General features: G+C 62.3%; 14 protein-coding genes. 12 read left to right on the forward strand and 2 right to left on the reverse strand.

Annotation, left to right across the window (positions count from 1 at the left end; all coding sequences use genetic code 11):
* Positions 1-69 precede the first annotated feature (69 nt).
* Entirely contained in the window at positions 70-909 is an 840-nt protein-coding gene (gene heR / locus ACX80T_RS16090) for a heliorhodopsin HeR (protein WP_019483732.1), read from the reverse strand.
* A 101-nt stretch (positions 910-1,010) separates the two neighbouring features.
* On the reverse strand, positions 1,011-1,142 hold the full coding sequence (locus ACX80T_RS16095) for a hypothetical protein (protein WP_272944176.1): 132 nt from the start codon (positions 1,140-1,142) through the stop codon (positions 1,011-1,013).
* A 268-nt stretch (positions 1,143-1,410) separates the two neighbouring features.
* Between ACX80T_RS16095 and ACX80T_RS16100 the strand changes: the two genes are divergently transcribed.
* From ACX80T_RS16100 to ACX80T_RS16155, 12 genes are all read left to right on the forward strand, one after another.
* Positions 1,411-2,592 carry a TerC family protein gene (locus tag ACX80T_RS16100; protein WP_019483733.1) on the forward strand — a complete coding sequence of 394 codons (1,182 nt, stop codon included), beginning with the start codon at positions 1,411-1,413 and terminating at the stop codon, positions 2,590-2,592.
* 58 nt (positions 2,593-2,650) lie between these two features.
* Positions 2,651-3,013, forward strand: coding sequence for a helix-turn-helix transcriptional regulator (locus tag ACX80T_RS16105; protein ID WP_019483734.1), 363 nt, complete (start codon positions 2,651-2,653; stop codon positions 3,011-3,013).
* 32 nt (positions 3,014-3,045) lie between these two features.
* On the forward strand, positions 3,046-3,243 hold the full coding sequence (locus ACX80T_RS16110) for a hypothetical protein (RefSeq protein WP_019483735.1): 198 nt from the start codon (positions 3,046-3,048) through the stop codon (positions 3,241-3,243).
* Positions 3,244-3,313: 70 nt separating this feature from the next.
* Positions 3,314-3,646, forward strand: a complete 333-nt coding sequence (locus ACX80T_RS16115) for a helix-turn-helix transcriptional regulator (RefSeq protein ID WP_019483736.1) — start codon at positions 3,314-3,316, stop codon at positions 3,644-3,646.
* Positions 3,647-3,788: 142 nt separating this feature from the next.
* Positions 3,789-4,004: a hypothetical protein gene (locus ACX80T_RS16120; protein WP_019483737.1), complete on the forward strand. Its 216-nt coding sequence runs from the start codon at positions 3,789-3,791 to the stop codon at positions 4,002-4,004.
* Positions 4,001-4,585, forward strand: a complete 585-nt coding sequence (locus ACX80T_RS16125) for a dTMP kinase (protein WP_019483738.1) — start codon at positions 4,001-4,003, stop codon at positions 4,583-4,585. Before ACX80T_RS16120 ends, ACX80T_RS16125 begins: the two co-directional genes overlap by 4 nt.
* On the forward strand, positions 4,582-5,049 hold the full coding sequence (locus tag ACX80T_RS16130; protein ID WP_019483739.1) for a succinate dehydrogenase hydrophobic membrane anchor subunit: 468 nt from the start codon (positions 4,582-4,584) through the stop codon (positions 5,047-5,049). Before ACX80T_RS16125 ends, ACX80T_RS16130 begins: the two co-directional genes overlap by 4 nt.
* A 186-nt stretch (positions 5,050-5,235) precedes the next feature.
* Entirely contained in the window at positions 5,236-5,568 is a 333-nt protein-coding gene (locus tag ACX80T_RS16135) for a DUF3040 domain-containing protein (RefSeq protein ID WP_084442800.1), read from the forward strand.
* Between the two features lie 1,276 nt (positions 5,569-6,844).
* On the forward strand, positions 6,845-7,291 hold the full coding sequence (locus ACX80T_RS16140; protein ID WP_237715320.1) for a hypothetical protein: 447 nt from the start codon (positions 6,845-6,847) through the stop codon (positions 7,289-7,291).
* Between the two features lie 253 nt (positions 7,292-7,544).
* Positions 7,545-8,108, forward strand: coding sequence for a recombinase family protein (locus ACX80T_RS16145; RefSeq protein ID WP_024475803.1), 564 nt, complete (start codon positions 7,545-7,547; stop codon positions 8,106-8,108).
* 12 nt (positions 8,109-8,120) lie between these two features.
* Positions 8,121-9,602, forward strand: a complete 1,482-nt coding sequence (locus ACX80T_RS16150) for a Mu transposase C-terminal domain-containing protein (RefSeq protein WP_024475802.1) — start codon at positions 8,121-8,123, stop codon at positions 9,600-9,602.
* The gene (locus ACX80T_RS16155) at positions 9,589-10,494 is read left to right on the forward strand and encodes an AAA family ATPase (protein WP_024475801.1); all 906 of its coding nucleotides are present in this window, start codon (positions 9,589-9,591) and stop codon (positions 10,492-10,494) included. Before ACX80T_RS16150 ends, ACX80T_RS16155 begins: the two co-directional genes overlap by 14 nt.
* The last annotated feature ends 40 nt before the right edge of the window (positions 10,495-10,534 follow it).

The following is a 10,534-nucleotide window of genomic DNA, read 5'->3' on the forward strand; positions in this document are numbered from 1 at the left end:
ATGTGGATCGCAGCGATAAGTGGCGTGGTTCTTGCAGCGTTCGGTGGCCCACCAGCGCCGGTGTGCCGCTCAGTTAGTCAGGGCAGGGATGATCGCGCCGGAGAACACCTGCCAGGCTAGGGCGGTCTTGGCGATGAGGCTGAGGATTATGTACGCGCGTTCGCCGTACAGGTAGTCACGCCAGGGACCGACCTGCCGGTACTGGAGCAGCTGGTTGATGGCGAAAATGTTGAAGAACAGGAACAGCGAGATGATGATCCCGTAGACGAAGGCGGGCGGTTCCGCCGCGCTCGTAGATCCGATGGACAGGAAGTAGATCAAAATGGCGATCCAGGGCACGATCCCCGCCAGTGATCCGAGGATGAAGGGTAAGAAATTGCCGCTACCGGGCCTCTCATACTTCTCTTGAAGGGCGCCGAAGCCGATCATCGCCGCATTGACGGCGAACAGGCAGATGAGGGCTGCGATGTCGGTGATTCCGGTGGTTTGCGCGATGAGCCAGATCATCACGGACGAGCTTAGCGAGTACTCGACCCAGCGGAAGTAGTTGTGTTGGACCCTCAGGCCGGCTTCGTAGCGCGGAAAGAATGCCGGTGAGGCAACCGCGAAGTGGAAGAGGGCGGACAGTGCCACGAACACCACGACGCCGGCGCCCACGTTGACCGCGAAGAGTTCCACGCGCTCGGGCGGGAGCGGGAATCCGGGCGGTCCTGCCAGGTAGTCCGCGGTGACGGGAAACGTGACCTGGTTGTCGAGCATCGCCAGGATGATCGTGAAGATCACGGCCTGCAGGAGGTGCAGCGAGCCGGCTACGACGTTGATGCGTCGCAGTCGACGGAAGCTATGAGGGCTCACATCGCTCACGTCAGCCGGACTGATGTCTGAGTTTGAGCGGGCTGCACGGGTCATGGCACTCCTGATAAGAGCGAACCTAAATCGTCCGGGGCCATCAAGCTAACATTGACCATTCAGTGTGCCTAGGAATGCTTCGTCTCTCAGCAATTAGTCTTTCAGCAGTTCTGTTGCTCTAGGCCCAGGTCCAGGTCCAGGTCCAGGTCCAACCGCAGCATCGCATCGGATCGACCGCCCACCTCCGGCCAGTTGCAGCATGCTCCCGGTGGTCGCCAGGGCGAGTGGTTCATCTGAGTCCTCCAGTAAGAGAGCGTGGCGAAGAGCGGTTCCTCTCCAGCGTCGTCAAGGCAGTCGGCACAGCAGGACGCGAACGTCGTCGATAGAACCCTTCCCATAATGGGTGAACTGTGCTTCACTTGTCAGTACATGGAGGGGAGTATCCCCTGTCCGTTCGTCGTCACTACGAGGATCCCAGCATCCTCCGGCGGACAGGGCCGATTCCGCTCGGCCGGGAGAGACCTCCAGTTGGTTCAACAACTAACTGGAAGGTGCTTATTCATGGACGTCCCGTTGTGGGTCTGGTTCGCCGTCATCGGCTTCATCCTGATTATGCTCGTCGTCGATCTCGTTGCCCATCGTAAAGCCCATGTGATCAGCGTCCGTGAGGCCGCGGCCTGGTCGGCTGTTTGGGTGTTCTTCGGCGTCGCGTTCGGCGCCATCGTGTGGCGGTTCTGGGGGGCCGAGTTCGGTCAGCAGTACTTCGCCGGCTACCTCATCGAGAAGTCCCTGGCCGTGGACAACGTCTTCGTCTGGGCCATCATCTTTACGTTCTTCGCCGTCCCCCGCGAGTACCAGCACCGGGTCCTGTTCTTCGGGGTCCTCGGCGCCCTGGTCTTCCGGGCGATCTTCATCGCCGCCGGATCCGCGATCATCGCCAGCGCCGGCTGGGTCCTCTACCTGTTCGCCGCGTTCCTGCTCTTCACCGGGTACCGGATGCTCATCCAGCGTAACGAACACATCGACCCCTCAAAATCCCGTGCCCTGAAACTCTTCCGCCGCTACGTGCCCATGACCGATGCCTTCCATGGCCAGCGGTTCCTCATCCGCAAGAACGGGATCCTGCTCGCCACCCCGCTTCTAGCGGTCCTGGTCCTGGTCGAAGTCACCGACATCGTTTTCGCCGTGGACTCCATTCCTGCGATCTTCGCCGTCACCGACGAGGTGTTCCTCGTCTTCACCGCCAACGCCTTCGCGATCCTGGGTCTGCGCGCCATGTACTTCCTCCTGGCCGACCTCATCCACCGCTTCGTGTACCTCAAGATCGGACTCGCGATCGTCCTGATCTGGGTGGGCATCAAGATGGCCCTGAAGATCGACCTCTACTACATCCCCACCACGATCTCCCTCGCCGTCATCACCACCATCCTCACCGTCTCCATCGCGGCCAGCCTCATCAAGACCCGCGGCCAGGGACGCCATGAACCACCTGCGCCCGCCGAAGCGCCCTTCCGCACCGCGGAACCCGAGGAACTGGCAGAACTCGAGCCCCTGTGGAAGCGAACCCGCCGGGAAACCACAGCCAAGGCCCCATCACCTGGCGCCTCGCGTGCCGCATCAGTCGATGCTGCGCCGGCACCTGACGCTGATCAGGATCCGGTGGACGATGCCGCACACAGCGGTGATCAAAGCACACCGGGTCGCTCCTCCAGCGGTGACCACTTCGACGCACCGCGCCACTAGCCACCGAGCTGTCGTCATCCCTCACTCGTAACAAAACCTGTCCAGGAAAGGAATCACAATGCCATCAGCGCCCACCAATCGACCCACCACACCAGTCGACCTGTACACCAGCCGCCGCACCGCCCGACGACACCCGTGGACGTTTCTCACCCAGCACGGGCATGTGTTGCTGGTCGTCGCGACGGACCCGCACCCCCTGGTCGAGAACATCGCCGCCACGGTCGGCATCAGCCCACGCAAGACACTGCAGATCCTGAAGGATCTGGAGGACACCGGGTACCTGTACCGGATGCGGGAGGGACGGCGCACCCGCTACACCATCGACCCACACAAGCACTTCCGCCACCCGGCGACCTCGCACAAGGAGATCGGTGCGCTCCTGGCGATCTTCACTCAATCGCCAGCCGATACACGCTATTAGGACCCCGGGCTACGACCAGAAGGAAACTCCTCATGAAACACCGCAGAACAGCCCTCCTCGGGTCCGGGCTCCTCCTTACAGGGGCGTTGCTGATCACCGGATGCGACGACACGCAAGTGCCGCAAGGACCGGGAGTCGAGGAGCAGGAAGACGCCGAAAACCAAGACGGCAGCCCCGACGGACAAGACGACGGACAAGACGACGGGCAGGACGAGGACAGTGACGAATAGCTCTGAGATCAGAAGCGGCGCAGTACCTCTGGCGCGCGCGAGGCCGACACCAGCAGAAGAGCAACCGTTAATGACGCCACCAGAGCAACGAGGTGCCCACGCCCATTCGTGGACTTTCCTGACGAACCACGGGCATGTCCTCATCGTGGTCGCTGGGGACCCGAGCGCCCTGGTCGATGACATAGCCGCACGGGTCGGGATCACCGGCAGGGCCACCTTGCACATCCTGAAGGACCTGGAGGACACGGGATACCTGCAGCGCATCAAGGAAGGACGGCGCACACGCTATGTCATCAACGCGCACCAGCACTTTCGCCACCCAGCGATCGCTCATCAGGAAGTCGACGCACTCCTATCGATCTTCGGATCAACCGCTACAACGACACGGAAGGACAGAACGTGAGAGCGCCCACCCGTACCCCCACCAGCATCAGGTCACTGCCGGCCGGTGTCCTGGCCCGACCTCACCGCAATGCCATGCATCGTCGGGAGATCCTTGTCTCCGAGGGGCAGGAAGCGGCGGACACGAGGATTGGAAAGAGGCCATGATCGACGGGGGCCGCCTGTTCCAGTCTGATCACCGATCACCAGAACGAGAATCAGGGCTGGGTGAAGCAGGCCAGGGCAACGCTGAGAGCATCGACGAGACTGTTGACACCGCTGCGGACGCCGCATTGCAGGTCATGGAACAGCGCATCAATGCTTTGGTTTCTACCGTCCCTACGCTCTTCCGCTACCCGCGCGGCGGTGGCGGACCATGATCATCGTTCTGACCGGAATCGACGGGGCGGGCAAGACGACGGCCGGGCAGATGCTCGCGCAGCAGCTTAGCGCGGCCGAGTATCCTGCGGTCTTCACCAAGAACAGTTCTGGGCGGCGGAGCATCACGGCCTGGTGTGGTAGGCGGAAAATCAAGCCCCCGGTGCGCCTGCTCGATACTGTCGAGACGAGTATCCGCTGCATTAACGTGCTCATCTCTCACCTGCGCGCCCGGCCAGGTAGCAGGGTCGTCATCATGGACCGATACCTGTACTGCCAGGCGGCATTGAGGCAAGCGAGGGGCCTGAAATCAGGCTGGTTCCTGCCCTTCCTGTCCAAGGCCCTGCCTACCCCCGACATCGTCTTCTACTTCGACGTGCCACCCGACATCGCCTACAGCAGGATCCGACGGCGGGCCGCGGACACCGAGACCCTCGAGCACCTCCACGCCTTCGACGAGGCCTACCGGGAGCTCGTAGAATTTCCGTCCTTCATCACCATCGACGCCAGCAACCCTGCCGGGCAACTCGTCGAGGCCATGCTGCAGGAACTCGGTGTGTGCGGTCTGGGGCTCCCCTCATGAGCACGCCCCGAAACGACGGCACAAGGGCCCCCATCAGGGCACCCCGCAGCCGATCGATGACAGGAAGCAACTTCGAGCTGATCGCATGGCTTTTCATGCGCTGGTCCGGCGCCCTCCTGGTCGTGCTGATCTTCGTGCACCTCTTCGTGAACCTCGTGCTCGGCGACGGGATCAACCAAATCGACTTCGCCTTCGTCGCCGGCAAATGGGCACACCCCTTCTGGCAATGGTTCGACCTGATCATGCTCTGGCTGGCCATGCTCCACGGCACCAACGGGCTTCGCGTCATCATCAACGACTACACCGACACCGCCCGGACACGCATGATGCTCAAAGCCGTGCTCTACACCTGCACCGCGGTCATCATCGCACTCGGTTCCCTGGTCATCTTCACCTTCGACCCCTGCCCCGTCGGAGCTTCCCCGAGCACGCTTCCCGCGCTGTGCTCGGCCGGACCACCCTAGAACTCTCACCGGCACAAGGTCTGGCCGTGCATGTCACGAAGCCGTAAACGATCACGGAAACCGCCGAAGGCAGCCGATCGGCAACCAAGTGACCGCTCGTGCCGCCAACACCGGTCGACTTCTCACCCAACTCGATGCTGAGGCCAACAACGACCGGTCCAATACACCTGTAAGGAGAAATCTGTCATGGCACTATCGGACGAAGAACGCTCCCGGTTCGAGGAGCTCGAACTGCGTTTCGCGATCGAGGATTCTGAGCGCGCCCCGCGCCTGCAACACCCAAATTTCCCGCACCCCCCACGACGTCGCAAAGCAGCGTTCATCATGATCGTCGTAGGGATGCTCACCGTGATCACCTCCATAGCACTGTCCGCCCCAGCTATAGGTGTCGCCGGTTTCGTCATCATGGTCGCCGGCGGCATCGTAGGAACACCACCGCCTCCACCAGAACAAAGGGACACATCACCGCCGGGTCCGACACGTCCGTCGGGTCCGCAGTCGAGTACGAAGCCCCTTTAAGAAGGTCGAGCTGGACGATACCTTCATGTCAGTACGCTGCCTGATCCGTCGCCGTCCGTACTGCTGGGAGCGACTCAGAACACAGGGTCCGACGCACGAACAGTAGACAGGCGAAACGCAGCACCTGCACTGCCACGGCCACGGCCTGGAGTGAGCTTGGCCGGCGGCCCTAGCCACAATAGGTGAAGTTTGCTTTACTTATTGTAATGGAGGGAAGCATCCCCATATCCAGTTCGTTGTCGCAACGAGAGTCCCTGCACTCTTCGGCGGACAGGACTGCATGCTGCGGCTGGGATAGACCTCCAGCGGGTGCAGTAATTGACTGGAAGTAGGCTCGCGTGAACAGTTCTGACCGCACATGGACCGCCGCCACCTCAAGGGCCCAGCACCCGCGTTCACCTTTACCTGGCCCTTGGAATCGAGCTCACAATCATGCCTTGGTCGTAGCGCGGCGTGTAGGAGCCTTCCAAGCCCAGGTGAGAACAAGAGCTAAGTCTGCTGTAACGATCGGCGGTGTTGTAGTGCTCGGAATGACGTTGTGTGGGTGCTCGTTCACGAACCCAATTGGTACAGGGATGAAAGACTCCTCCAGTAACGGAGTGCACGAATCAAGCGGAAACGTCCGATTGCAGAACATTCTGATTGTTGGCGAGTCCGCCGAGGAGCCTGGGCGTGTTCTGGGCACCATCATCAACGATGGTAATAAGGACCTTATGCTCGAGATCACCGTGGCGGGAGAAGCCGAAAGGATGTTAGTCCGCGGCAGGAACTCGGTTCGTCTCGAGAGTGCGGGTCCGCTTATCTTTGAGCGAGCCGGCGCTGATGCAGGGTCAGTAGTGCCAATGACCGTCACTCACGCGGGCGGTTCCTTCACCGTACTGGTGCCTGTCCTTGATGACTCCCTACCGTACTACGCTCCCTATATGCCCTAACTCATCTGTCCTCAGACCTGTCGCACCCGCTGCGCTTCTACATCACTGCCTTTGGCAGGATTCTGGAGATCAACAGCGAGACCACGCGATATGCGTTCATCGCGTCTTCCACAACCCTTTCTGCACGGCAGACGACGCAGGGCGGGTTCCGGTGCACTGACGTTCGGCGATCGCGTCGACACACGCGTGACACCACACACGAGAGAGCGAAGCAGTTTGTGAACCAGGACCACCTGAAGAGGTCTACATATCGTTTTGTCCGGGATTCGGTCTATCAGCTTTTCCACCTGCGTTCGAAGCGGCCGCTCAGCAGGGAAGACGCCTCGGGCAGGATCACAGCTTTCGTGTACGGGGACATTCTGATCCTTGCTGCGCTTATCGCGTTGTACCCACAGGACCTACTCACCTTCAAAGCTCTGACCTACATCATCGGCACTGGCGCTTCAACCTTCATCGCACACGTGCTGGCCGAACACGTCGGAATCCGGGTAGCGGCACCCGACCAAGCAACCACGTCGCACCTCAAACGTGAGGCGTGGCATGCAGTACCGATAGCATCAGCCGCGGTCGGCCCCGCACTTCTCATGACCGCCGCACTGGTGGGCTGGATTGACCCGGAGTTTGCGCTGCAACTGGCAATCCTCATCACAGTCGTCCGACTGGGCAGCCTGGGATGGGTAGTAGCACATCTTCGAAGCGAACGGGTAGTTCCTCAGACCTTCATCCTGGGCTTGGCCCTGGCCGCACTATGCCTGGCAGCCGCCCTCCTCAAAGCTCTGGTCACCGGATAGTGGCGAAGCCATCGAAACTGCTGCGCACAGAGCCACGCGAAGGGCGTCCCTGTTGAGGCACCGAGGAATTCATTCATCCTGAGCCGCGGATCCAGATCTTTACGCTCATACGGAGCAATTCGCGGCCAGCGTCCGCGAACGACCGTCCATAAGACACTTAACAGCAAGAGGACTCGGAACGGTGCGTCGTGTTCCATGGGCCGTGTCCGAGACCTATGTACTGTCACCGACGTTCGCGGTACAGTTTCGGGCTATGGCAGCTGTTGGTTATGCGCGCGTGTCGACCCGGGAGCAGAATCTCGACGGTCAGACCGATGTGCTCGAAGCTGCCGGGTGCAAAAAGGTCTTCATCGAACACGCCTCCGGCGTTCTTGCGAAGCGGCCAGCCCTCGATGACGCGCTGGACTATCTGCGTGCCGGTGACACCCTGGTCGTGACGAAGCTCGACCGACTTGGCAGGTCGGTACGGAATCTGAAGGAAGTCGTGGATGGGCTCGAGAAGCGGGGCGTCGGGTTGAAGGCGCTTTCGCAGGGTATTGATACGACGACTCCGGGCGGGCGGTTGTTTTTCCATATGCTCGCGGCGATCGCGGAGTTCGAGCACGATCTCATCGTGGAGCGTACGAAGGACGGCCTGGCTGCAGCGCGGGCTCGCGGGCGTAAAGGTGGTGGGCGGATCAAGATGAGTACGACGAAGATCCGTCAGGCGCGGGCCATGTATGACGAGAAGACATACACGGTGCAGCAGATCGCGGAGACGTTCGGGGTCTCGCGTGGGACGATCTACCGCCATCTCGGCGAAGACGTCAGGGCATAGAGGCGGACGACCGTGGTGCGGCGCAGCGTCCATGACAAGATCGACCTGCTGCGCCAGCACGACCAGGGCGTTCCGTGGACCCGTGTCGCCGCGGAGTCGGGGGTTCCGTTACGGACATTGAGCCGTTGGGCCAGCACGTACCGGACCGATCCATCGTCGACCAGCCTCCGGCCAGCCCGTCGGCGTGACCGCGGTAGAAGGCGGCTTCCCGCAGAGCTCGTGGAAACTATCGAGGGTTTGGCGCTTCGCCGGCCCGAACCCAGCAAAGCCTTCATCCACCGGCGGGTAGCCGACATCGCCCGCGACCGCGGGCTCCCGGCGCCCAGCTATTCCACCGTCCGGGCGATCATCGCAGGCATCGACCCGGGCCTGCGGACCCTCGCCCATCACGGGGACGCCGCATACCGGGACAGGTTCGAACTGGCCTTCCGTCGCACCGCGGACCACCCGAACGAGCAGTGGCAGGCCGATCACACGCTGCTGGACGTCATGATCCTCGACAAGGCCGGCGACCCGGCGCGGCCGTGGCTGACCGTCGTACTCGATGACTACTCGCGTGCTGTCGCCGGCTATACCGTGTTCCTCGGTGCCCCGACTGCCGAGCAGACCGCCCTGGCACTGCATCAGGCCGTGAACCGCAAGACGCATCCCGCCTGGCCTGTGTCCGGTCTGCCCGATGTCCTCTACAGCGACCACGGCTCCGACTTCACCTCCGCCCGACTCGAACAGGTGTGCCTCGACACCCACATTCAGCTCATCCACTCACAGGTCGGCGTCCCGCAGGGCCGCGGGAAGATCGAACGCTTCTACGGCACGATCACCACCGAGTTGCTGCCCCACCTGCCCGGGTACATCCCCCACGGCACGAACGGGAAACCCGTCTCACCGCCGTCGCTGAATCTCGAGCAACTCGACGGGATCCTTGAACGCTTCATCGTCACCGAGTACAACCAGCGCAATCACTCCCAGACCGGCGACACACCCGCACACCGTTGGGCCTCCTCCGGTTTCATCCCGCGCAGCCCCGCCCGGCCCGAAGACCTAGACCTGCTCCTCCTCACTGCAGCTGCCACCCGGAAAGTGCAGCGCGACGGCGTGCAGTTCGCCTCCACCCGATACATCTCACCCATCCTCGCCGCCTATGTCGGTGAGCATGTCACCGTGCGCTTCACCCCCCGCGATGTCGGCGAGATCCGCGTCTACTTCAACAACGAGTACCTCTGCCGCGCTATCGCCCCCGAGCTCGCCGCCGAACACGTCTCCCTAGAGGAGCTCCGGGCTGCCCGCGCCACGCGCCGGCGTGAGCTCAAACAGCAACTCCGGCAACGCCGCAGTCTCGCTGACGCGCTCCCTACCGACACCCGCTACACACCGATCGATCCATCACACCTGACCGGGCTGACCGACTCGAGCGACGCGGAATCCACTCCAGCGCCGCCGCCCGTAGAGGTAGCTCCCCGACAGAACAGATTGCGTCTCTATGCGACCGACTAACGCCAAGCACACAGTCCTCTTCGGCAAAGATGACGACGGCCGCCGCTTCCTGACCGGCGACTTCGCCGAGGTCAACGACGACGCCCCACCACTACCGACCCGTCCCCCTTTCCTCAGTACCAGGGAGCACCGCCGCTTCACCGAGTTCGCCGACGCCGTCCGAACCCACCGCTACATCGGGCTGTGCTGGGGACCGCCCGGCATCGGCAAAACCCTTTCCGCCCGGCACTACGCAGCCGCCGACGACTGGGAACAATGGCACACCCTGTTCGCCGACCAGCTCGGCCCCGTGCCGCCCGCGGTCCTCCAAGCGCGCACAGCGTTCTTCACCCCCACCGTCGCCGCCACCGTCCGGCAAATCGACACCGGCTTCCCGAAAGCCTGCCAACAGATCTCCTTCGCAGTCGACTACGCCGAACACGGCGTCGTCGACCCCTACGTCCACACCGAATCCCGATCGAGTGGCCGCACCGAACTCCTCATCATCGATGAAGCTGACCGGCTCAAGGCCACTGGCCTCGAACAAGTCCGCGACTACTTCGACCGCCACCACATGGGCGTCATCCTCATCGGGATGCCCGGCATCGAGAAAAGACTCGCCCGCTACCCCCAGCTCTACAGCCGCATCGGATTCGCCCACGAATACCGACCACTCACCCCAGAGGAGCTCACCGCCGTCCTCACCCAACGACTCCCCGCCAGCACCACAACAACCGACCCCCTCGCACAAACCACCGCGATCGCGACCATCGTCCGCATCACCGCCGGGAACTTCCGCCTCGTTGATCGACTCATCACCCAAATCCAACGCATCCAGGCCCTCAACAACCTCGACACACTCACCCCCGAGGTTGTCGACGCCGCCCGCGAAGCACTCCTCATCGGCCACTGAATTCCGCGCAAACAACGCCACTTACCGCTGCGATTCACAG

It is taken from the genome of Arthrobacter sp. Sr33, from assembly GCF_054511195.1.

Bases quoted from the DNA above. Each gene is read 5' to 3' on its own strand.
- heR (WP_019483732.1), bottom strand. From the start codon at position 909: ATGACCCGTGCAGCCCGCTCAAACTCAGACATCAGTCCGGCTGACGTG.
- ACX80T_RS16095 (WP_272944176.1), bottom strand. From the start codon at position 1,142: ATGAACCACTCGCCCTGGCGACCACCGGGAGCATGCTGCAACTGGCCG.
- ACX80T_RS16100 (WP_019483733.1), top strand. From the start codon at position 1,411: ATGGACGTCCCGTTGTGGGTCTGGTTCGCCGTCATCGGCTTCATCCTG.
- ACX80T_RS16105 (WP_019483734.1), top strand. From the start codon at position 2,651: ATGCCATCAGCGCCCACCAATCGACCCACCACACCAGTCGACCTGTAC.
- ACX80T_RS16110 (WP_019483735.1), top strand. From the start codon at position 3,046: ATGAAACACCGCAGAACAGCCCTCCTCGGGTCCGGGCTCCTCCTTACA.
- ACX80T_RS16115 (WP_019483736.1), top strand. From the start codon at position 3,314: ATGACGCCACCAGAGCAACGAGGTGCCCACGCCCATTCGTGGACTTTC.
- ACX80T_RS16120 (WP_019483737.1), top strand. From the start codon at position 3,789: ATGATCGACGGGGGCCGCCTGTTCCAGTCTGATCACCGATCACCAGAA.
- ACX80T_RS16125 (WP_019483738.1), top strand. From the start codon at position 4,001: ATGATCATCGTTCTGACCGGAATCGACGGGGCGGGCAAGACGACGGCC.
- ACX80T_RS16130 (WP_019483739.1), top strand. From the start codon at position 4,582: ATGAGCACGCCCCGAAACGACGGCACAAGGGCCCCCATCAGGGCACCC.
- ACX80T_RS16135 (WP_084442800.1), top strand. From the start codon at position 5,236: ATGGCACTATCGGACGAAGAACGCTCCCGGTTCGAGGAGCTCGAACTG.
- ACX80T_RS16145 (WP_024475803.1), top strand. From the start codon at position 7,545: ATGGCAGCTGTTGGTTATGCGCGCGTGTCGACCCGGGAGCAGAATCTC.
- ACX80T_RS16155 (WP_024475801.1), top strand. From the start codon at position 9,589: ATGCGACCGACTAACGCCAAGCACACAGTCCTCTTCGGCAAAGATGAC.